At 73.5% G+C, this 21,831-nt stretch carries 19 protein-coding genes and 1 pseudogene; 13 read left to right on the top strand and 7 right to left on the bottom strand.

What is annotated here, in order from left to right; genetic code table 11:
• Positions 1-70: 70 nt before the first annotated feature.
• From ACZ6KO_RS24055 to der, 5 genes are all read left to right on the top strand, one after another.
• Complete coding sequence (locus ACZ6KO_RS24055; protein WP_469306045.1) at positions 71-520, top strand: YidB family protein; 450 nt, start codon at positions 71-73, stop codon at positions 518-520.
• A 171-nt stretch (positions 521-691) separates the two neighbouring features.
• Positions 692-1,780 carry a prephenate dehydrogenase gene (locus tag ACZ6KO_RS24050; RefSeq protein ID WP_469306044.1) on the top strand — a complete coding sequence of 363 codons (1,089 nt, stop codon included), beginning with the start codon at positions 692-694 and terminating at the stop codon, positions 1,778-1,780.
• Positions 1,781-1,894: 114 nt separating this feature from the next.
• The gene (cmk, locus tag ACZ6KO_RS24045; RefSeq protein WP_469306043.1) at positions 1,895-2,620 is read left to right on the top strand and encodes a (d)CMP kinase; all 726 of its coding nucleotides are present in this window, start codon (positions 1,895-1,897) and stop codon (positions 2,618-2,620) included.
• Between the two features lie 56 nt (positions 2,621-2,676).
• Positions 2,677-3,264 (top strand): lysophospholipid acyltransferase family protein, encoded by a 588-nt coding sequence (locus ACZ6KO_RS24040; RefSeq protein WP_469306084.1) that lies wholly within the window; start codon positions 2,677-2,679, stop codon positions 3,262-3,264.
• A gap of 76 nt (positions 3,265-3,340) precedes the next feature.
• Positions 3,341-4,804: a ribosome biogenesis GTPase Der gene (gene der / locus ACZ6KO_RS24035; protein WP_469306042.1), complete on the top strand. Its 1,464-nt coding sequence runs from the start codon at positions 3,341-3,343 to the stop codon at positions 4,802-4,804.
• A 34-nt stretch (positions 4,805-4,838) separates the two neighbouring features.
• Here der and ACZ6KO_RS24030 read toward each other — a convergent pair whose 3' ends face one another.
• Both ACZ6KO_RS24030 and ACZ6KO_RS24025 read right to left on the bottom strand, forming a co-directional pair.
• Entirely contained in the window at positions 4,839-5,234 is a 396-nt protein-coding gene (locus ACZ6KO_RS24030) for a hypothetical protein (protein WP_469306041.1), read from the bottom strand.
• Positions 5,235-5,421: 187 nt separating this feature from the next.
• Complete coding sequence (locus ACZ6KO_RS24025) at positions 5,422-6,210, bottom strand: hypothetical protein (RefSeq protein ID WP_469306083.1); 789 nt, start codon at positions 6,208-6,210, stop codon at positions 5,422-5,424.
• A 320-nt stretch (positions 6,211-6,530) separates the two neighbouring features.
• Here ACZ6KO_RS24025 and ACZ6KO_RS24020 point away from each other — a divergent pair, with 320 nt between their 5' ends.
• Both ACZ6KO_RS24020 and ACZ6KO_RS24015 read left to right on the top strand, forming a co-directional pair.
• On the top strand, positions 6,531-7,319 hold the full coding sequence (locus ACZ6KO_RS24020; RefSeq protein ID WP_469306040.1) for a transglycosylase family protein: 789 nt from the start codon (positions 6,531-6,533) through the stop codon (positions 7,317-7,319).
• Between the two features lie 35 nt (positions 7,320-7,354).
• On the top strand, positions 7,355-8,410 hold the full coding sequence (locus ACZ6KO_RS24015) for a helix-turn-helix transcriptional regulator (protein WP_469306039.1): 1,056 nt from the start codon (positions 7,355-7,357) through the stop codon (positions 8,408-8,410).
• Here ACZ6KO_RS24015 and ctaD read toward each other — a convergent pair.
• From ctaD to ACZ6KO_RS24000, 3 genes and pseudogenes are all read right to left on the bottom strand, one after another.
• Positions 8,295-9,986, bottom strand: a pseudogene (gene ctaD / locus ACZ6KO_RS24010) (aa3-type cytochrome oxidase subunit I); the annotation flags it as partial. The gene ACZ6KO_RS24015 and the pseudogene ctaD sit on opposite strands and share 116 nt — an antisense overlap.
• Before the next feature lie 477 nt (positions 9,987-10,463).
• Positions 10,464-11,558, bottom strand: a complete 1,095-nt coding sequence (locus tag ACZ6KO_RS24005; protein WP_469306038.1) for a phosphatase PAP2 family protein — start codon at positions 11,556-11,558, stop codon at positions 10,464-10,466.
• Between the two features lie 225 nt (positions 11,559-11,783).
• A complete protein-coding gene (locus ACZ6KO_RS24000) occupies positions 11,784-12,920 on the bottom strand; it encodes a hypothetical protein (protein WP_469306037.1) in 1,137 nt (378 codons plus the stop codon).
• Between the two features lie 275 nt (positions 12,921-13,195).
• Here ACZ6KO_RS24000 and ACZ6KO_RS23995 point away from each other — a divergent pair, with 275 nt between their 5' ends.
• Positions 13,196-14,881 carry an MFS transporter gene (locus ACZ6KO_RS23995; RefSeq protein ID WP_469306036.1) on the top strand — a complete coding sequence of 562 codons (1,686 nt, stop codon included), beginning with the start codon at positions 13,196-13,198 and terminating at the stop codon, positions 14,879-14,881.
• 280 nt (positions 14,882-15,161) lie between these two features.
• Positions 15,162-16,328, top strand: a complete 1,167-nt coding sequence (locus ACZ6KO_RS23990; RefSeq protein ID WP_469306035.1) for an acyl-CoA dehydrogenase family protein — start codon at positions 15,162-15,164, stop codon at positions 16,326-16,328.
• Between the two features lie 9 nt (positions 16,329-16,337).
• On the opposite strand, the gene ACZ6KO_RS23985 is transcribed toward ACZ6KO_RS23990, so the two are convergent.
• A complete protein-coding gene (locus ACZ6KO_RS23985; RefSeq protein ID WP_401456559.1) occupies positions 16,338-16,784 on the bottom strand; it encodes a cell division protein SepF in 447 nt (148 codons plus the stop codon).
• A 286-nt stretch (positions 16,785-17,070) separates the two neighbouring features.
• On the opposite strand from ACZ6KO_RS23985, the gene ACZ6KO_RS23980 reads away from it, so the two are divergent.
• From ACZ6KO_RS23980 to ACZ6KO_RS23965, 4 genes are all read left to right on the top strand, one after another.
• A complete protein-coding gene (locus ACZ6KO_RS23980) occupies positions 17,071-18,357 on the top strand; it encodes a DUF5685 family protein (protein WP_469306034.1) in 1,287 nt (428 codons plus the stop codon).
• A gap of 88 nt (positions 18,358-18,445) precedes the next feature.
• Positions 18,446-19,267: a DUF1684 domain-containing protein gene (locus ACZ6KO_RS23975; RefSeq protein ID WP_469306033.1), complete on the top strand. Its 822-nt coding sequence runs from the start codon at positions 18,446-18,448 to the stop codon at positions 19,265-19,267.
• A gap of 134 nt (positions 19,268-19,401) precedes the next feature.
• A complete protein-coding gene (locus ACZ6KO_RS23970) occupies positions 19,402-20,286 on the top strand; it encodes a S1 family peptidase (protein WP_469306032.1) in 885 nt (294 codons plus the stop codon).
• Between the two features lie 115 nt (positions 20,287-20,401).
• Complete coding sequence (locus ACZ6KO_RS23965; RefSeq protein ID WP_469306031.1) at positions 20,402-20,881, top strand: hypothetical protein; 480 nt, start codon at positions 20,402-20,404, stop codon at positions 20,879-20,881.
• Positions 20,882-20,915: 34 nt separating this feature from the next.
• Here the strand turns inward: ACZ6KO_RS23965 and ACZ6KO_RS23960 are convergent, their stop codons facing one another.
• Positions 20,916-21,812 carry a DUF4231 domain-containing protein gene (locus ACZ6KO_RS23960; protein WP_469306030.1) on the bottom strand — a complete coding sequence of 299 codons (897 nt, stop codon included), beginning with the start codon at positions 21,810-21,812 and terminating at the stop codon, positions 20,916-20,918.
• Between the last annotated feature and the right edge of the window lie 19 nt (positions 21,813-21,831).

Raw genomic sequence — 21,831 nt, 5'->3', positions numbered from 1 at the left:
CCGGGTGGCGGAATGGGAGGGTACGGGTCACATTGTCCCTGATCTCCGTCCCACATCGAAAGGCGACACCATGGCGGGAAACGACCTCGGATCCCTGCTCGGCGGGCTCCTCGGCGGCGGCAAGGACGGCTCCGCCGCGGGCGGCGGGGGCAATGTCCTCGGTGCTCTGCTCGGCGCCATCCTGGGCGGCGGGTCGGGCGGCGCCGGCGGGGCCGGGGCCGCGGCCGGCGGGGACAATCCGCTGGGCGGCCTGCTGGACATGCTGACCAGGTCCGGGCTGGCCGACCAGGCGCAGTCCTGGATCGGCACCGGCGAGAACCAGCCGATCACCGGGGAGCAGGTCCAGCAGGCGCTGCCCGACGGCACCCTGGCGAAGGTGGCCGAACAGGCCGGCGTCACCCCGCAGGCCGCCGCCGACCAGATCGCCCAGACCCTCCCGACGGCCGTCGACAAGCTCACGCCCGAGGGTCAGCTGCCCAGTGGTTCGCTGGAGGACATCATCAGGCAGCAGAAGTTCTGACCCTCCGGCGGCCCGATGGCCCGGGTACGCGACGACCCGGGTGCGCGACGGCCCGGCGGACCGAGGACCCGGCCGGACCGTCCCACGGGGCGGCCCGCCGGGTCCTCGTACTCCCGGGGCTGACTACGCTGAGTACGCCGGAGCAGCACAGCCACCCGAGGAGCACCCCCAGTGAGAACCGCCGTCGTCATCGGAACCGGACTGATCGGCACCTCCGCGGCGCTCGCGCTGGCCGGGCGCGGGGTGACCGTGCACCTCGTCGACCACGACCCCACCGCGGCCCGCACCGCCGCCTCCCTCGGCGCCGGCACCTGCGACGCCCCCGAGGGCCCGGTCGACCTCGCGGTCGTCGCCGTGCCGCCGGCGCACGTGGCCGCCGCGCTGGCGGAGGCGATCGGGCGGGGCACGGCCCGCGCGTACGTCGACGTGGCCAGCGTCAAGGGCGGGCCGCGCCGTGAGCTGGAGGCGCGGGGCGTGGACCTCTCCACGTACATCGGCACCCACCCGATGGCCGGCCGGGAACGCTCCGGGCCGCTCGCGGCGACGGCGGACCTCTTCGAGGGGCGGCCGTGGGTGCTGACGCCGGCCCGCGAGACCGACCACTGGGTCCTCAACCTCGCCCTGGAACTCGTCGCCCTGTGCCGGGCCGTCCCCGTGGTCATGGACGCCGACCAGCACGACCGCGCCGTCGCCCTCGTCTCGCACACCCCGCAGCTGGTGTCCAGCATGGTCGCGGCCCGGCTGGCCGACGCCGACGAGTCGGCGGTGCGGCTGTGCGGCCAGGGGATCCGCGACGTGACCCGGATCGCCGCCTCCGACCCCCGGATGTGGGTGGAGATCCTGTCGGCCAACCCGGGACCGGTGGCCGACGTCCTGTCCGGGATCGCCGCCGACCTGGACGAGACCGTGCAGGCCCTGCGCGGCCTGCAGTCCGCCGACGAGGACAAGCGGCGCGGCGGCGCGGAGGGCATCGAGGACGTCCTGCGGCGCGGCAACGCCGGCCGGGACCGGGTCCCGGGCAAGCACGGCGCCGCCCCCACCCGCTACGAGACGGTGGCGGTGTTCATCAGCGACCAGCCGGGCGAGCTGGCACGGATCTTCGCCGACGCCGGCCGGGCCGGGGTCAACGTGGAGGACGTACGCATCGAGCACGCCACCGGACAGCAGGCGGGACTGGTCCAGCTCATGGTCGAACCGCGCGCGGTCGCGGGCCTGACCACCGCCCTGCGGGAACGCGGCTGGGCCCTGCGCCAGCAGTGACCGCGGCGCCCGGAGACGGAGCGGGGAGCGCCGGGCCCGGGGCCCGGTAACCTTGGGGAGGGGCGCTTTGGCGCGCCCGGAACACGTACGCGCAACCAGGAAGGTGCTCGCCCCGTGGAAACCGCCGCTCCGTCCGCCGTGATCGTCGCCATCGACGGTCCCTCCGGCACGGGCAAGTCCAGCACCTCCAAGGCCGTCGCCGCCACGCTCGGGCTGCGCTACCTGGACACCGGTGCCCAGTACCGGGCCATCACCTGGTGGATGATCACCAACGGGATCGACATCGCCGACCCCCACGCGATCGCCGTCGCCGCGGGCAAGCCCGTCATCGAGTCCGGTACGGACCCGGCCGCGCCGACGATCACGGTCGACGGGGTCGACGCCGCCGGCCCGATCCGCACCCAGGAGGTCACCTCCAAGGTCAGCGCCGTGAGCGCCGTGCCCGAGGTGCGCACGCTCATCACCGAGCTCCAGCGCTCGATCGCCGCGCGGGCCGAGGGCGGGATCGTCGTCGAGGGCCGCGACATCGGCACGACCGTCCTCCCGGACGCCGACCTCAAGATCTTCCTCACCGCGTCGGCCGAGGCCCGTGCGGCCCGCCGCAACGGCGAGCTGGCGGGCAAGGAGGCCACCGACCTGGCGGCCACCAAGGAAGCCCTGATCAAGCGCGACGCGGCGGACTCCGGACGCAAGACCTCCCCGCTGGCCAAGGCCGGCGACGCCGTCGAGGTCGACACCACCGACCTGACGCTGGAGCAGGTCATCGAGTGCGTCGTGACGCTCGTGGAGTCCAAGCGCGGCGGGACCGACGGCGCGGAGAAGCGGGCGGGCCGCAAGTGAGCGAAACGCCCTCCCTCAAGGGTGCGGCGGTCGGGCGGCGGATCGGCATCGGGCTCATGTACGGGCTGTGGAAGCCCCGTGTGCTCGGCGCCTGGAGAGTGCCGGCCTCCGGGCCGGTCATCCTCGCCGTGAATCACGCGCACAACATCGACGGCCCCATGCTCATGGGGACGGCGCCCCGCCCCCTGCACTTCCTGATCAAGAAGGAAGCGTTCGTCGGGCCGCTCGGCACCTTCCTGGAGGGCATCGGCCAGGTCAAGGTCGACCGCACCGGCACCGACCGGACCGCCATCACCCGGGCGCTGGCCGTGCTCGACAACGGCGGGGCCCTGGGCATCTTCCCCGAGGGCACCCGGGGCGAGGGCGACTTCGCCTCGCTGCGCGCGGGCCTCGCCTACTTCGCCGTACGCTCGGGTGCCCCGATCGTGCCCGTCGCCGTCCTGGGCAGCACCGAGCGCCGGGGCCGCCTGGTCAAGGGGCTGCCGCCCCTGAAGAGCCGGGTCGACATCGTCTTCGGCGACGCCTTCCAGGCCGGCGACGGATCCGGCCGCCGTACCCGCACCGCGCTCGACGAGGCCACCGTACGCATCCAGCGGCACCTCACGGAGCACCTGTCCGACGCCAAGCGCCTGACCGGGCGCTGAGCGAGACTTGAACCAGTAGTGGGCCCGCGGCAGCGCGGGTGCCACCGATCACCACGAACGACGAGGAACGGACTTCATGAACGACCAGCACGACCACGGAGCGCTTGGCGACGCCGAGTACGCGGAGTTCATGGAGCTCGCCGCGGAAGAGGGCTTCGACATCGAGGACGTCGAAGGCGCGATCGAGGCGGCGGGCCACGGCCCCCTCCCCGTCCTCGCCGTCGTCGGCCGTCCCAATGTCGGCAAGTCGACTCTGGTCAACCGCATCATCGGCCGCCGCGAGGCGGTCGTCGAGGACAAGCCGGGTGTCACCCGTGACCGCGTGACCTACGAGGCCGAGTGGGCCGGCCGCCGCTTCAAGGTCGTCGACACCGGCGGCTGGGAGCAGGACGTCCTCGGCATCGACGCCTCCGTCGCCGCCCAGGCCGAGTACGCCATCGAGGCCGCCGACGCGGTCGTCTTCGTCGTGGACGCCAAGGTCGGCGCCACCGACACCGACGAGGCCGTGGTCCGGCTGCTGCGCCGGGCCGGCAAGCCGGTCGTGCTGGCTGCCAACAAGGTCGACGGGCAGTCGGGCGAGGCCGACGCCTCGATGCTGTGGGCCCTGGGCCTGGGCGAGCCGTACCCGGTCTCCGCGCTGCACGGCCGCGGCACCGGTGACCTGCTGGACCAGGTCCTCGAGGCGCTGCCCGAGGCGCCCGAGCAGACCTTCGGCGGGACCGCCCTCGGCGGCCCGCGCCGGATCGCGCTCATCGGCCGCCCGAACGTCGGCAAGTCCTCGCTGCTGAACAAGGTCGCGCGGGAGGAGCGGGTCGTCGTCAACGAGCTGGCCGGCACCACCCGCGACCCGGTCGACGAGCTGATCGAGCTCGGCGGCGTGACCTGGAAGTTCGTCGACACCGCGGGTATCCGCAAGCGCGTCCACCTCCAGCAGGGCGCCGACTACTACGCCTCCCTGCGGACGGCCGCGGCCGTCGAGAAGGCCGAGGTCGCGGTGATCCTGATCGACTCCAGCGAGTCCATCAGCGTCCAGGACCAGCGGATCATCACCATGGCCGTCGAGGCCGGCCGCGCCATCGTGATCGCGTACAACAAGTGGGACACCCTCGACGAGGAGCGCCGCTACTACCTCGAGCGCGAGATCGAGACCGAGATGCAGCAGGTCGCCTGGGCGCCCCGGGTGAACGTCTCCGCAGCCACCGGCCGCCACATGGAGAAGCTGGTCCCGGCGATCGAGACGGCGCTGGCGGGCTGGGAGACGCGCGTGCCCACGGGACGCCTCAACGCGTTCCTCGGTGAGATCGTCGCCGCCCACCCGCACCCGATCCGGGGCGGCAAGCAGCCGCGCATCCTCTTCGGCACCCAGGCCGGCACCAAGCCGCCGCGGTTCGTGCTGTTCGCGTCGGGCTTCCTGGAGCACGGCTACCGGCGCTTCGTCGAGCGCCGGCTGCGCGAGGAGTTCGGCTTCGAGGGCACCCCGATCCACATCTCGGTGCGGGTGCGGGAGAAGCGCGGCGCCAAGACCGCCAAGAAGAAGTAGCGCGGCGGGCCGGCGTGGCGGTGGTCCGCCGGTTTCAGTAGCCGCGGCGCGGAGCGGGCGGCAGGGCCGCCGGGACGTGGTGCGTCCCGGTCTGGTGCTGCCGCCCGCCGCCGTATCCGGAGCCGCCCGCGGTGACGGCGGCGACGGCGTAGAGGGGCTGCGGTGGCGGGGCGAGCTGCGGGGCGCCGTACATCGTCTGCCACGGTTCGGTCTGCCATGCGGAACCGTTCCATCCGCTGACGCTGCTTCCGGTGGCGGCGACGGGGTGGCCGGCGCCGTACGGCCCGAAGGCCGTGAAACCGTGGTCCTCCTCGCCCGTACGGTCGCCCGGCAGGGTCCGGAACGCGCGCAGGTACTCGGAGTACAGCGCGTCGTAGATCGGGGTCGGGCTGGGGAAGGACGGGGCGCGGGAGGGGTCGTATGAATGCACGTATCAGCCAACGACCCCGGCGCCCTGCGGATGCGGGGACGGGCGGAGAAAACGCAGATCGCCCAGGGTGCGCGGGACGGACCGCGGACCCTGGGCGCACGGCGCCGTCCGGCCCCGGGACGGGGCCGGACGGCGGGGGCGGAGCACGGCCGGTACGGGCCCGCCACGGGGCCGGTACCGGTGGGGATCAGGTGCCGGCGAGGGGCATGGAGGCGGCGACGAGCTTGCCGGCGGCCGCGGCCTTGTCGAGGGCGTCGCGCAGCAGGTCCTCGCGGGGCTGCTGGCCGATGGAGCCGACCGGGGCGGCGTAGACCAGCACCCGCTGGGTCTTGTTGACGGCGGCGCGCCAGCCGTCGGTGACCGAGAGCGCCTGGTGGGCCTGCCACCACGCGACCTGGCCGCCGCCCTCGGTGCCGGGCTGGAGCACGGCGTGCAGCTGGCCGGCCGCCAGGAGGACCGACCAGCCCGCGAGCGGGGAGGGCGGCGAGGCGGTGTCGGTGACCGGGATGAAGCCCTGCTCGATGAGGAGCGGCAGGAAGTCGTCGCCGGGGCCGGTGGTGCCCGGGCGGGCGATCGGCGCGGTCGGCTCGACCACGAGGGCGGGGTGCAGTTCACCGCCGATCAGGACCAGACCGCTGGTGATGCCGAGCACGGCCTGGCCGCCGGGGACGGGGGCGGGCGGGGCACCGGCGGCCGCGGGGGCGGGGCTGTCGCCGGTGATGCTGCGGACGGCGCCCTGGAGCTGCTCCTCCGAGACGGTGACGACCTGGGAGGGGATGCAGCCGGCGTGGGCGAAGGCGAGGACGGCGGTCTCCTCGCCGACGAACAGCACCGTGCTGGTGCGTTCGCGCTCGGAGTCTCCCGGGGTGCGGCAGGAGGTGCAGTCGTAACTGCCCGGCGCGGTCTCGCCGGCGAGCAGCAGGTCGGCTTCTTCGTCGCCGATCTCGGCGCGTACGTCATCACTGACGTCGAGCATGCGCGGCACGGGGTGACTCCTCGGACTAGGACGGAACGAACGGGCGTGCGCGGCCGGGCGGTTCCCGGCTCGCCTCACTCAACGGGGGAGCGGTGCACGGGGTCACGCCGATCGAGGGAACGGATTCGAACCGGGCCCCCGAACGAGTGAAGGGCCCGACCGCGGCGTTCTGTTCGGTGCAACTCGTGTCTTTTTGTGGTCAGTTGCTGCGACAGATCGCCCGTTTGCGGAACCGGGTGCGGTCGGCCGACCGGGTGGGCCGCGGTGCGGTGCCGCGCGGCGGGCCGGGGACGGCGCAGCGGGCTGCCTAGCGTGATCCGGTGCCCGACCTCCGGATCCGGTGGCCGGCCGTGCCCGCGGCGGCCGCCGCCGCCGTGCTGGCGCCGCTGCTCGCGCTCCTGCCACTGACGCTGCCGTTGTCGTTCGCCGCGGCCGCGCCGCCGCCGCCCGCGCCCGGGCCGGGCGGGGTGGCGGCGGAGGTCGGCTCGCCGGGGGTGATCGGCAGCGGGCCGGGGGACTGCGGGCCGGGCGGGACCTGGCCGTGGGACTGCGTCGCCGACTGCGAGAGCAGCGGGCGCTGGCACGTCAACACCGGCAACGGCTTCTACGGCGGGCTCCAGTTCTGGCAGCCGACGTGGGAGGACCACGGGGGCCTGGCCTTCGCGGAGCGCGCGGACCTGGCGACGCGGGAGCAGCAGATCCGGGTCGGGGAGGAACTGCTGGGCGCGCAGGGCTGGGAGGCGTGGCCGGTGTGCTCGAAGCGGTACGGGCTGGCCGGGCGGTGGCACGTGGTGCGGGCGGGGGAGACGCTGTTGTCGATCGCCCGGAAGCGGAAGGCCGTCGGGGGCTGGCCGGTGCTGTACGAGGCGAACCGCGCCGCGATCGGCCCCGACCCCCGCTCCCTCGCGCCGGGCACCCTGCTCCGGCTCCCGTCCCCGGCGAAGCCCCCGGCCCCGGCGACGGCCCCGGTGGCACCCGCGGGCCAGCCGAAGCCGGCGGCACCGTCGCCCTCCGCGAAGCCGTCGGCCTCCGCGAAGCCCGCGCTCCCGGCGAAGCCCTCGTCGGCCGCGAAGCCCCCGCTTCCGGCGAAGCCGCCCGTCGCACCGTAGGCCCGCCCGGGAGGGCGTACGGCAGACTCGGGGGCATGCTGGAGACCTCCGCACGACTGCTGCGCCTGTTGTCCCTGTTGCAGGCGTACCGCGAATGGACCGGCGCCGACCTCGCCGAGCGCCTCGGCGTGACCCCGCGTACGGTCCGCCGGGACGTCGAGCGGCTGCGCGAGCTCGGTTATCCGGTCAACGCCAGCCCCGGTACCGGCGGCGGCTACCAGCTGGGCGGGGGCGCCGAACTGCCGCCGCTGCTGCTGGACGACGACGAGGCGGTGGCCGTGGCCGTCGGCCTGCGCACCGCCGCCGGCAACGGCGTCGAGGGCATCGGGGAGGCCTCCGTACGGGCACTGGCCAAGCTGGAGCAGGTCCTGCCCGGCCGGCTGCGACGCCGGGTGTCCACGCTCAACGAGTTCACCGTGCCCATGTTGCGCGGCCAGCAGCGCTCCACGGTCGACCCCTCCGTCCTGACCGAGCTGGCCGCCGTCTGCCGCGACGGCGAACGCCTGCGCTTCGCCTACCGCGACCACGAGGGCAACGCCACCCGCCGTACCGTCGAGCCGCACCGCCTGGTGTGCAGCGAGCGCCGCTGGTACCTGGTCGCCTGGGACGTGGACCGGGCGGACTGGCGGACCTTCCGCGCCGACCGGATCGAGCCGCGCCCGCCGCACGGCCCGCGCTTCGCGCCGCGTACGCCCCCGGCCGAGGACCTCGCGGCCTACGTCTCCCAGGGCGTCTCGCTGCGCGCGTACGCCGCCCGGGCCGTCGTACGGCTGGAGGTGCCGGCGCAGGAGGCGGCGGGGACGATCGGACCCGCCGACGGGACCCTGGAACCGCTGGACGAGCACAGCTGCCTGCTGCGCACCGGGGCGGTCAGCCTCGATGTGATGGTGCTGCATCTGATGCTGCTGGGGCACGAGTTCGAGGTGCTGGAGCCGCCCGAGCTGGTGGAGCAGATCACCGCCGCCCGGGATCTGCTGGCGCGGGCGGCGGACCGGTCCGCCGGGCCGGCGGCGCCCCCGGCCGCGGTGCCCCGAACCCGGGGTGGTGCAGATCGAAGGCCGGTGACTCGGAGCGGACCGGGGGCAGGGTGAGGAAGTTGTGCCGGGGCGGTGGGCAGGAGGTCGCCCACTCCAGGGAGCGGCCGTAGCCCCAGGGGTCGTCGACCTCGACCCTGGGGGCGTACTTCGCGGTCTTCCAGACGTTGTAGACGAACGGCAGCGTCGACAGCCCCAGCAGGAAGGAGCCGATGGTGGACACGGCGTTGAGCGTGGTGAAGCCGTCGGCGGCCAGGTAGTCGGCGTAGCGGCGCGGCATGCCTTCCGCGCCCAGCCAGTGCTGCACCAGGAACGTGGTGTGGAAGCCGACGAAGAGGGTCCAGAACTGGATCCTGCCCAGGCGTTCGTCGAGCAGCTTGCCGGTGAACTTCGGCCACCAGAAGAAGAAGCCGGCGAAGGTCGCGAAGACGACGGTGCCGAAGACGACGTAATGGAAGTGCGCGACCACGAAGTAGGAGTCGGTGACGTGGAAGTCCATCGGCGGTGACGCCAGGATCACCCCGGTCAGCCCGCCCAGCAGGAAGCTGACCAGGAAGCCGACGGCCCACAGCATGGGCGTCTCGAAGGACAGCGAGCCGCCCAGCATGGTGCCGGTCCAGTTGAAGAACTTCACGCCCGTCGGTACCGCGATCAGGAAGGACAGGAAGGAGAAGAAGGGCAGCAGGACGGCGCCGGTGGCGAACATGTGGTGCGCCCAGACGACCACCGAGAGCCCGGTGATGGCCATGGTCGCGCCGACCAGCGTGAGGTAGCCGAAGACGGGCTTGCGCGAGAAGACCGGCAGGATCTCGGTGATGATCCCGAAGAACGGCAGCGCGATGATGTAGACCTCCGGGTGCCCGAAGAACCAGAAGAGGTGCTGCCACAGCAGGGCGCCGCCGTTCTGGGGCTGGAAGACCACCGAGCCGAACCGCCGGTCCGACTCCAAGGTGAGCAGGGCGGCGGCCAGCACCGGGAACGCGAACAGGATCAGGATCGACGTGAACAGCACGTTCCACGTGAAGACGGGCAGCCGGAACATCGTCATCCCCGGCGCGCGCAGGCCGACGATGGTGACGATGAAGTTCACGGCGCCCAGGATGGTCCCGAACCCGGCCAGCGCCAGCCCCATGATCCACATGTCGGCGCCGATCCCGGGGGTGCGCTGCAGGCTGTTGAGCGGGGCATAAGCGAACCAGCCGAAGTCCGCCGGACCCTGCGGGGTGAGCAGCGAGCCGATCACGATCAGGCCGCCGAAGAGGAAGAACCAGTAGGACAGCATGTTCAGGCGGGGGAACGCCACGTCGGGCGAGCCGATCTGGAGCGGCATGATCTCGTTGGCGAAGCCGGCGAAGGTCGGCGTCGCGAAGAGCAGCAGCATGATCGTGCCGTGCAGGGTGAAGGCCTGGTTGAACTGTTCGGCGGAGACGATCTGGAGGCCCGGTCGGGCCAGCTCGGCACGCATCAGCAGGGCCATCACGCCGGCGGCCAGGAAGAAGAGGAACGAGGTCACCAGGTAGAGGTGGCCGATCTTCTTGTGGTCGGTCGTGGTCAGCCAGTCCACCACGACCCGGCCCGGTCGCCGGGCGGCGGCCGGCGGCCCGGAGAGGGCCGGTGCGGCTTCGGTTCCCATGGCCATGGTCCCCTCGCTGAGGCGGCGTCGGACTCGCCACGATGCTCGCAGGGCGGCGCCCGGGAGCGTGCGCGGACGCGCCAGTGAAGAAAGGATGAGGGACTAGTGTGCCCGGCCGCAGCTCCCTGCCACGGGCCGCCGGCACCGATCGGACGGGAGACCCGACGGAAATCGGAGGCCCCGAATCAGGGGCGCTCCGGACGGAATTCGGAAGGCGTTCTCCGTCGGGCGTGTCGAGGCCCGGAAAGGAATTGCCGACATGCCGGGAACTGCCGGGCGTGGCGAAGTCTGACGGTGAAGCAGTTGTCGACATTCCGTGACCCAAGCGTGACCCGGCTCGGAGGAACGGCTGGGCGCGGAGCTGACGCATCCGTACGAAAAGACGGCCGCGGGCCGGGTGATGACCCGGCCCGCGGCCGCGATACGAGAGGTGCCGCCGGGGCCGGTGGTGCGTACCGCCCCGACGGAAGGAGGGCCTCAGCCGCCGGTGACCGGGCGGGCCGAGGGGGTCCGGCCGGCGCGTTCGGTGTGCGCCGGACGGCGGCTGCCGGCCGGCGTCACCGGAGTGCGCTCGGAGCGGATGACATGCGGCCGCAGGTGCGTGACCTGCCGGGAGGCGGTGGCATGGCCGGGGACGGGGGCCGCACCGGCCTCGCCGCCCTCCTCGTGGCCGCCGCCCGCCGCCCGGTGGACCAGCACCTTGGCCTGCGCCGACAGCACCCGCGCCGCGGCGGGGGCGACGGACGCGGCGGACCCGGTCGAGGGCACCGGTGCCGCCACCGGCGCGCCCGACGGGGCCGGGGCGGAGCCGGCCAGCTGGCCGCGCACCACGTCGCGCACGTCGAAGATCCATGTCTCGGTGCGGGCGATCAGCGGCTCGAACCAGGGCAGTGCCAGCATGATCAGCAGGCCGGCGGACCAGCCGAGCAGCACGTCGCTGACCCAGTGGGTACCGAGGTAGACCGTGGTGGCGCCGACGCTCAGCGAGACGACGGCCGAGACCACCGACAGCACCCGCCGGGTGACCACGGTCGATGCCAGGTAGGCCAGGATTCCCCAGGTCACGACGGCGTTGGCGGTGTGGCCCGAAGGAAATATATCGCCGCCCGCGAAGAGTTCGGCGGAGCCGATCTGCGTCGCGTAGTGGGGGCCGAGCCGGCCGAGGCCGAGCTTGACGGAGCCGACGGTGACGTTCAGCAGGAGCAGGGCCACGCCCAGGGTGATCAGCGGGCGCAGGGTGTGCTGCCGCCAGGAGCGCCAGCCCAGCCACGCGGCCACCATGACCGCGGTGGGTCCGCGCTGGCCCAGGACCACGAGGTAGTCCAGGAAGGCGTGGAGTTGCGGCCACTGCTCGTAGGGCCGGAAGAACATGATCTGCCAGTCCAGCCGGACGAGCCAGGACGTGGTCAGGACGGCCACCACGATCGCCAGGTAGAAGGCGAGGGTGGAACTGAGGAGCACGACACGGTGCCGGCTCATCTGCGGCGTCTGCAGATGAGCCGGTCGTTGGGGTTCACGGTCCAGCCGGGCGAAGACCCGTTCCAGACGGGTGAACTCATGGTCGGTACGCACTCAATCGACGTTACCGCGCGCGAGTGGGCGGCCCAGGCGAATCGCGGGCTTTGTGATGACCATGTGATGTGGAGTGCGTCTCGTTCGGGGCTTTGTTCCGGTTAATCCGTGACGGCGTTCGAGTTATCTCGAAACGTGCCCGCAATTCGCCCTGCGTGCTTACTTCGTCATTATTTCGGGCGCTCAATTCCTTACGGAAAAGCCGACTTGGAATGGAGACTTCCGCTACGGCGGTCCGGAGCCGTTCAGCCAGAAGGCGCCGTACGCCGCCGCGGCCAGCGCCGCCGCCCCCAGCGCGGCCCCCGCGCGGGCCGTCCGCCACCGGGCCAGCGCGACGGCCACCGGCAGCAGCAGCGGGAAGGCGGGCAGCAGCAGCCGCGGCTTCGACCCGAAGTACCCCGACGCGCACAGCGCCAGCGCGACCACGATCCCGCAGTAGACGAGCAGCGCGGCCGGCTGGCGCTGCTTCACGCACAGCCGGTACAGCCACAGCACCAGGGCCACGCCGGCGATCAGCCCGATCCCGGCCGCGAACGCCGGCGAGGCCAGCTTGTCCCCGACGAACCGGGCGAAGGCCCAGCCCCCGTCGAAGCCGTTGCCCCAGCCGGCCTGCACGTCCAGGTACCCCAGCACGCCCCGGCCGGTGCGCGCGCCCACCCACAGTACGTACGCCGCCGCCCCCAGCGGCGCCAGCAGCACCCCCGCCACCGTCCGCCAGGAACCCTCGCCGCGCCGCCACGCGAGCGCCGCCGCCACCCAGACCCCGGCCACGACGGCCGCCCCGACCGGCCGGGTCAGCCCCGCGCCCGCCGCCAGCAGGCCCGCCGTGAGCCACTGGCCGCGCAGGGCGCCGTACAGCGCCCAGGCGGCGAGCGCCGTGAACAGCGCCTCGCTGTACGCCATCGACTGCACGATGCCGACCGGCAGCGCGGCCCACGCCACCGCCGCGCACGTACCGGCCCGGCGCCCGTACAGGAGGTCGGCGACCGCGAAGATCCCCCAGGCCGCGGCGAGCGAGGCGACCGCGGAGACCACCAGGCCCGCACTGCCGTACGACAGCCCCGTCACCGCCGCCACCGCCCGCTCCAGCCAGGGCAGCAGGGGGAAGAACGCCAGGTTGGAATGGACGTCCCCGCCGGGCAGCACGATCTCGTACCCGTACCCCTCGGCGGCGATCCGCGCGTACCAGAGCGAGTCCCAGCGGGCCGAGAGCAGGGTGTGGGGGCTGCTGCCCGCCGCCGCGGACCACGCGGCGAGCACCGCGAGCCCCAGCAGCCGGACCGCCGCGAAGCCCGCGAGGGCGGGCGCGGCCCGGCGCAGCGTGGGCGCGGCCCGGCGAAAACCATGATCTTTCACAGGCATGATTATCGGTGGCGCCGCGGTTCCGGCCCGATGACCGGCGCCGGAGGAGAACCACGGGCCGTGAGCGGGCGTGTACGCGGGGGGAGGGTGAGTGGCGCATGCCACATACGGGCGGCCACCAGGGTGAGAGCTTGACCACGTGACCCATGACCGAACTCGCGTACGCTGACTTTTCACTCGCGTGTCGATGCCGGACCCCGTAACCGCGCCGCTCACCCGCGGCACGTCACCACGCTGGTCCGCCGCGTGCGAGGGATCACCTGGGAGGTACATGCATGTCGGGGACGAACCCGGGCGGCCACAACCGGACCCCTTCCCCCTGGCAGGCACGGGCGCGGCTCACCGCCGTCGCCGGCGGCACCAATCGCTGGCTCGTCCTGGCCGTCCTGTGCATCAGCCTGGTCCTCGTCGCCCTCGACGCGACGATCCTGCACGTCGCCGTCCCCGCCGTCACCGAGGACCTGCGCCCCGGCGCGATCGAACTGCTGTGGATCGTGGACGCGTACCCGCTCGTCTGCGCCTCGCTCCTGATCCTCTTCGGCACGCTCGGCGACCGCGTCGGGCGCCGCCGCATCCTCCTCCTCGGCTACGGACTCTTCGGCGTCGCCTCCGCGATCGCCGCCTTCGCCGACAACGCCTCCGTGCTCATCGCCGCCCGCGCCCTCCTCGGCATCGGCGGCGCGATGATCATGCCGGCCACCCTGTCGATCCTGCGCCAGGTCTTCCCCGACCGGCGGGAGCGGGCGCTGGCCATCGGCATCTGGACCGCCGTGGCCGCCATCGGCGCGGCCAGCGGGCCGGTGCTCGGCGGCTTCCTCGTCCAGCACTACTGGTGGGGCTCGGTCTTCCTCATCAACATCCCGCTGATGGCCCTGATCCTGCCGGTCGGCCGCTGGCTGCTGCCGGAGTCCCGGGGCGCGTCGGACGGCCCGTGGGACGTGCTCGGCGCACTGACCGCCGCGGCCGGCGTGCTCGGTGTCGTCCTCGGCGTCAAGCGGGCGGGCGCCGGCCAGAACCTGCTGGACCCGAAGGCGCTGGTGCCGCTGCTGCTCGGAGCGGCGCTGCTGGTGCTGTTCGTACGGCGCCAGAAGCGGCGGGCACACCCGCTGATCGACATGCGGATGTTCTCGCGCGCCACCTTCACCACGTCGGTCGGCTGCATCGTGCTCGCCATGCTGGCGCTGGTCGGGCTGGAGCTGCTGGCCGTCCAGTACCTGCAACTGGTGCTGCACCTGAGCCCGCTGGAGACCGGCCTGCGGCTGCTGCCGCTGACGTTCGCCGCGATGGCGGCGGGGGCCACCGGTTCGTACACCCTGCACCGCGTCGGCCCGCGCACGATGGTGTCGCTCGGCTTCGTGCTGACCGCGCTGGCCGTGCTGCTGCTGACGCTGATGGGGCTGCACGACCGGCCGGTGCTCCTGACCGCCGGCTTCGTCCTGCTGGGCTTCGGGCTCCAGACGACGCTGTTCGCCGCGTACGAGTCGATGCTGAGCGAGGCGCCCGTGGAGGCGGCGGGCGGCGCCGCGGCCATCGGCGAGACGTCGTACCAGCTGGGCGCGGGAATGGGGATCGCGCTGCTCGGCAGCGTGATGAACGCGGCGTACGCGCCGGGGCTGGCGGACGTGGCGGGCGTGCCGGCCGATCAGGCGGCGGGCGCCGCGCACTCGCTGGGCGAGGCGTACGCGATCGCCGGGCACCTCGGCGGGGCGGCGGGTGACGCGCTGTACACGGCGGCGCGGACCTCGTTCGTGTACGGGCTGCACGTGACGCTGGTGGTCAGCGCGGGGCTGCTGCTGGCGGGCGCCGTGATGGCGCTGAAGCTGCCGAAGGCGATGGAGTGCGCGGCGGATCCGGACGGTGAGCCCGACGCCGGGGCGCCGGTGTCGCCCCCGGCTCCGAAGATCCCGGCCCCGACGAAGCCGGACCATGCCCCGGCCCCGGTCCCGGGCCGCCCGGCCTGACCCTTCCCCGGGCGGGGCTTGCCGCTGCGCGGCGCCTTTCCCCCACCCCGCCCCTTCCCGAACCGGGGGCTCCGCCCCCGAGCCCCCGCGCCTCAAACGCCGGCGGGGCTGGATGTTGTCCGGTGGCGCTGGATGGTTGCCCGGCGGGGCTGGATGTTGTCCGGCGGGGACGGTCTGCGCGGGGTAGGGGAGGGGTGGACGTGGGGCGGTGGGGCGCATAGCGTCGGGGCGGCCGCCGCAACGGCCCCGCCCACCGCACCCCAGGTCGCCAGGAGTCCCCTTGTTCCTGCCCCACGATCCGCTCGGGATCGACGAGCTGCTCAGCCCCGAGGACCTCGCCGTCCGGGACACCGTCCGCGGCTGGGCCGCCGACCGGGTGCTGCCGCACATCGCCGAGTGGTACGAGAACGGCGAGCTGCCCGGGATCCGCGAGCTCGCGCGGGAGCTCGGCGCGCTCGGGGCGCTCGGCATGTCGCTGGAGGGGTACGGCTGCGCCGGGGCCTCCGCCGTCCAGTACGGGCTCGCCTGCCTGGAGCTGGAGGCCGCCGACTCCGGGATCCGGTCCCTGGTGTCCGTGCAGGGGTCCCTCGCCATGTACGCCATCCACCGCTACGGCTCCGAGGAGCAGAAGCAGCGCTGGCTGCCCGGCATGGCCGCCGGTGAACTCATCGGCTGCTTCGGGCTGACCGAGCCCGACGTCGGCTCCGACCCCGCCGCCATGCGCACCTACGCCAAGCGCGACGGCACCGACTGGGTGCTGAACGGCCGCAAGATGTGGATCACCAACGGCGGTGTCGCCGCCGTGGCCGTCGTCTGGGCACAGACCGACGAGGGGATCCGCGGGTTCGCCGTCCCCACGGACACGCCCGGCTTCGCCGCCCCCGAGATCAAGCACAAGTGGTCGCTGCGGGCGTCCGTCACCAGCGAGCTCGTCATGGACGACGTACGGCTGCCCGCCGACGCGGTGCTTCCGGGAGTCACCGGGCTCAAGGGACCGCTCGGCTGTCTCAGCCACGCCCGGTACGGGATCGTCTGGGGCTCCATGGGCGCGGCGCGCGCGAGTTTCGAGGCCGCGCTCGACTACGCGAGGACGCGGGAGCAGTTCGGCCGGCCGATCGGTGGCTTCCAGCTCACCCAGGCCAAGCTCGCCGACATGGCGCTGGAACTGCACAAGGGCATCCTGCTCGCCCACCACCTGGGCCGCCGTATGGACGCCGGTACCCTGCGGCCGGAGCAGATCAGCTTCGGCAAGCTCAACAACGTCCGTGAGGCGATCGAGATCTGTCGTACCGCGCGTACGATCCTCGGCGCGAACGGGATCTCGCTGGAGTACCCCGTCATGCGGCACGCGACCAACCTGGAGTCGGTGCTCACCTACGAGGGCACCGTCGAGATGCACCAGCTGGTGCTGGGCAAGGCGCTCACCGGGCTCGACGCCTTCCGGTGAGAGCCTCGCTCAGCTCTGGTTGAAGAAGCCGTCCGCCGGGCGCCCGCCCGGTTCGCCGTTGACGATCTGGGTGTCGGCCGGGGTCAGCAGGAAGACCCTGGTCGCCACCCGCTCGATCGAGCCCCGCAGGCCGAAGGTCAGGCCGGCCGCGAAGTCGACCACGCGCTTGGCGTCGGCCGGGTCCATCGAGGACAGGTTGACGATGACGGGCACGCCCTCACGGAACAGTTCGCCGATGCCGCGCGCGTCCCGGAAGCCGTCCGGCGTGACCGTCGCGATGCGCCGGCCCTGCTCGACGGCCGAGTCCGAGGCCACCTTCACCCGCGGGTCGGTGACCCACTGGTCGCCGGAGTGCGGACCCTGCGGTGCCTCCGCGTAGTCGTCGTCGTAGTAACGCTCGTCGTCGCTGTCCTCCACGAGACCAAGCCACGCACTCGCCTTGCGCACCGAACCCATGGACGCCTCCTTTCACCGCGGTCTGTCGTTCTTCTTCTCTCCGCGTCCCTATGGTCGTCCATGATGCTGACAACGCGCCAAGTGGATAGCCGCCGCGCAGGGGTTTCGTGACGGTACTGGTGCAGAACATCCGTTGCACGCTCAAGGTTCCTGGCAGCTACCACTGCTGACTGAGTGAAAATACGACCACTGCCTCCGTCCGGGTGGCCACGGCGGACGTACGGGTGACGGATCAGGCTCGGTACGATGCCCCGCACGTACGCGCACCACACATCGGGGGAGCCAGTTGTTCGGCATCGTCAGACCTTGCACCCACCGGCTCGGGGACCGCTTGAAGACGGAGTGGATGGCCCATCTCTGCGGCCTCTGCCTGGCACTTCGCAAGGACCACGGCCAGTTCGCCCGCATCGTCACCAACTACGACGGCCTGCTCGCCTCCGTCCTGACGGAGGCTCAGTCGGGCCCGGCTCCCGGCGCGCGCCGTACGGCCGGGCCGTGTCCGCTGCGCGGCCTGCGCACCGCCAGCGTGGCCAACGGCGAGGGCGCGCGGCTCGCCGCCGCCGTGTCGCTGGTGCTCGCCTCGGCGAAGCTGCGCGACCACGTCGCCGACCGCGACGGCGTGTTGGCCCGCAAGCCGCTGGCCGCCGCCGCCCGCAGCGTCGCCCGCGGCTGGGACCGGGCCGGTGCCCGGACCGGCGCCTCGCTCGGCTTCGACACCGCGGTGCTCGTCGACGCCGTCGACCGGCAGGCGGGCATCGAGTCGCTGGCCGGGCTCGGCACGCCGGTGCTCGTGGTCACCGAGCCGACCGAGACCGCGACCGCGGCGGCCTTCGCGCACACCGCGCACCTGGCCGGCCGCCCCGGCAACGCCACCGCGCTCGCCGAGGCGGGCCGCTACTTCGGGCGGCTCGCGCACCTGCTGGACGCGGTCGAGGACCTCACCGCCGACCGCGCGGCGGGCGCCTGGAACCCGCTGGACGCCACCGGCACCTCGCTGACCGAGGCCCGCCGGCTGTGCGACGACGCGCTGCACGGCATACGCCTGGCCCTGCGCGAGGTCGAGTTCGTGGACGCCGGGCTGGCGCACCGGCTGCTGGTGCACGAACTGCGCGCCTCGGTCGACCGGGCCTTCGGCACGCGCGGCTGCGGCCACGCCGTCACCGCCTCGGCCGCCGGCCCGGGCCCGTACGGCCAGAACCCCTACGGTCAGCCCCCGCAGGGCCAGAACCCCTACGGTCAGCCCCCGCACGGGCAGAACCCGTACGGCCAGCACCCCCACGGGCAGAACCCGTACGGCGGTCCGGGCGCGCCCGGCGGTCACGGCGGCTCCGGTGGCCACGGTGGCCACGGCGGCTCCGGGGGGCACGGCGGATTCGACGGGCCCGGTGGTCCCGGCGGGCCCGAGCAGAAGCCGCGGCGCGGGCTGCTGGCCGGGTGCGCGGTGGCCATCGGCCTCTTCTGCACCTGCCAGATCTGCTGCACCGAGCACGAGGGCCCGTGGTCGCGCAAGAAGCGGGACCCCTGGTGCGACGCCTGCGAATGCTGCGACGGCTGCTGCTGCCCCTGCGACTGACCCCCACTCAGCTCCACCGGTCCGCCCGCAGGTCCGTACGGCCTACCGCGCCCGCGCTCCGCGCGCGGGTGTGGAAGCCTTGTCCGGCATGAGCGATGACGCCTCGACAGCCTGGCAGCACTGGCACGAACACCGGGTGGAGACGGTGTCCGCGCCCTACGGGCCCCTCGCGCTGACCGGGACCCACTGGCTCTCCGACTACCCGGAAGGTCGAATTCCGGCCGTTCCGGGTCACTGGCGCGAAGCACGGGGCGTACGGGGCGCGGACGCCGTCGTGCTCACGGCCGACCCGCAGGACGGGATCACCCTCGACGGCGCGCCCCTGGCCGGCGAGGCCGTCCTGGACGCCGACGAGGGGCCGCCCGCCCGGTCCCGGCTCGCGGCCGGGGCGCTGCACCTGGTGGTCATCCGCCGGGAAGGGGCCTGGGCGGTGCGCGTCTTCGACCCGGACGCCCCGGCGCGCGCCGGCTTCCTGGGGATCGAGGCCACCCCGTACGACCCGGCGTTCGTGCTGCCCGGCCGCTTCCGCCCCTACGGAGCGGACCGGACCGTACGGGTCGAGAACGCGGACGGGCACGTGCGCGGGCTCGGCCTCGGCGGCGAGCTGCACTTCGAGCACGACGGCGCCGGGCACATACTGCACGTGAGCGTCGACGACGGGGACGGCAGCCTGTGGGCCGTGTTCGCCGATGTCACCAGCACGCTGACCAGCTACCGCTTCCGTTTCCTCAAGCCCGGCGCCCCCGCGGACGACGGCGGTGTCACGGTGGACTTCAACCGGGCCCTGCTGCCGCCCTGCGCCTTCGCCGACCACTTCATCTGCCCGTTCCCGCCGCCCGGCAACACGCTGCCCTTCGACGTGGCGGCGGGCGAGCGGCGGCTGAAAGCCGCCCTTGCGACCCCTTTCTGACGCCACGACACTCCCCAGCAGCGCTTGTCAGGGGCACGGCCAATGCGCGTGCGCCGGGCCGTGCCCCCGACTGCGCCTCACCGGGCCCCACCCCCACGACACGGGGCCCTCGATCCCTCATGGGAGGACGAGCAGTGAGGATCAAGCGCATCACCCCCACCCGACTGATGGCCGTCGCCGCCGGACTGGCCGCCGTCGCCGCACTCGCCGCGCCCACCGCCGCCACCGCTGACCCGCGTGACGGCGGACTCGGCGCCGACCGGCTGGCCGCCGTCGGGGCATCGGTCCTGCGCGCCGATGTCGCCGGAACCGCCTGGCACACCGACCCCGCCACCGGGACGCTGGTGGTCGCCGCCGACTCCACCGTCTCCGAGGCCGCTCTCGCCCGCATCCGCCGGGAGGCGGGCGCGGACGCCGGGGCCCTGCGCATCGAGCGCACCCCGGGCAGGCTCACCAAACTGATCTCGGGCGGCGACGCCATCTACGCCACGAGCTGGCGCTGCTCGCTCGGTTTCAACGTCCGCAGCGGCAGCACCTACTACGTCCTGACCGCCGGGCACTGCACCGACGGCGCCGGCACCTGGTGGACCAACTCCGCCCGCAGCACCGCCATCGGCGCGACCGTCGGCTCCAGCTTCCCGAACAACGACTACGGGCTGGTCCGTTACGACAACACCTCCCTCGCCCACCCCGGCACCGTCGGCGGCCAGGACATCACCAGCGCCGTCAACGCCACCGTCGGCATGTCCGTGACCCGCCGGGGCTCCACCACCGGCACCCACAGCGGCCAGGTCACCGGCCTGAACGCCACCGTCAACTACGGCGGCGGCGACATCGTCTACGGCATGATCCGCACCAACGTCTGCGCCGAACCCGGCGACAGCGGCGGCCCCCTCTACTCGGGCACCCGCGCCGTCGGCCTCACCTCCGGCGGCAGCGGCAACTGCAGCTCCGGCGGGACGACCTTCTTCCAGCCCGTCACCGAGGCGCTCAGCGCGTACGGAGTGAGCGTCTACTGAGCCCCGGGGCTCCGCCCGTCCGTCCCCGCGCGCCCCGCCCGCACCCCTGGACGTCCCCCCGCCTTCTGGGAGGATGTCCGGGGGTTGCGCGGTTGTCGACGGGGGAGGCGCGTGTATGAAGCGGATCGGCGTGACCGGGCACCGGATCATTCCGGACGAGGTGCGCGGCCATGTGGAGGACCGGCTGCGGGCCCTCCTGGCCGGCCACGAGGGCCCGCTGGAGGCCCTGTCCAGCCTCGCGGACGGCGCCGACCAGATGTTCGCGGCGATCGCCCTCGACTGCGGCGCCGACCTCACCGTGGTGATCCCCAGCGCCGACTACGAGGAGGCCTTCGAGGACGCCGCCTCGCTGGCCCGCTACCGCCGCCTCGCGCGCCTGGCGACCCAGCGGATCCGCATGGACTTCGACCGCTCCACCGACGAGGCCTACTACGCGGCCGGCACGTTCATCGCCGACTCCTGCGACCGCCTCGTGGCCGTCTGGGACGGCCAGCCGGCCCGCGGCCACGGCGGCACCGCCGAGATCGTCGCCTACGCGCGCGACCGGGGCAAGCCGGTCACGGTCATCTGGCGCGAGGGCGTCAGACGGGACTGAGCGGGGCGCCGGGCCGGGGCAGCTGCCCGGCCGCTCAACTGCTGTGCCGCGCCAGCCAGTCCGTGTGCTGCGGCGAGACGTAGCGCTCGGTCTCGTACACCGCCGACGGCCACTGGGCCTGCGTGATCGTCGTCTGCATCACCACCATCATCGCCGCCAGGTCCTGCTCGATCAGGGTGTGCGCCTCGATCAGCGGATGGTGGCGGCGCACCTCGTTCCAGGCGATCCCGGCCGCGGCCGCCGCGCTCAGCAGGCCCGTCAGCCGCGCCCCGGGGCCCGTACCGAAGGCGCCCAGCAGCGCGAACAGCAGCGCCAGACAGGTCAGCAGCACGATCGACCACGACCACAGCGCCGTGGCCCGCCGCGACACCTCGGTGCGCCGCCGGTACCAGTTGCGCTGCTCGATCAGCCGGTCCCGTACATACGTCTCCCGCCGCACCTGGTACGTCAGCTCCCGCAGCCGCTCCATCGCCTCCGTGATCTCCGCGCCCGGCGGCAGCTGACCGCTGCCGCGCGGGTCCGACCAGCCCATCTTGCGCAGCTCGTCCAGGCCCTTCTCCAGACGGGTGCGGTACACCCCCGCCGGGTCGGCCACATCGGTGCCGAACGGCGCCCCGTGCACCGCGTACCGCCACGCCAGCGACTTGATGAACTCCGCGGCGCTCCGGTTGAGCTGCCACTGCGGCCGGGCCCGCCGCCGGGTGGCCACGATCCCCACCCCCAGCACCCCCGCGTACGCCAGCGCGCTCAGCGCCCCGAACAGGTGCACCCCGCCGAGCTCCGGCGAGGCGGGCAGGGCCGCCGCGGCCGCCGCCGCCACGAGCAGCAGCAGCTGGGCGCGGGTGGCCCGGGTGGACTCCCGCTGCCGGGAGACCGCCGCCCCGTCGGTGTGGTGGAAGAGCGCCGGCAGGTCGTCGTTGCGAAAGGTCATGCTGTGCGTCACAGCGCCC

Source organism: Streptomyces sp. NPDC042102 (genome assembly GCF_055582305.1).
Note: the sequence above shows the minus strand (reverse complement) of the source record. Positions and strands in the feature narration are given on the sequence as shown.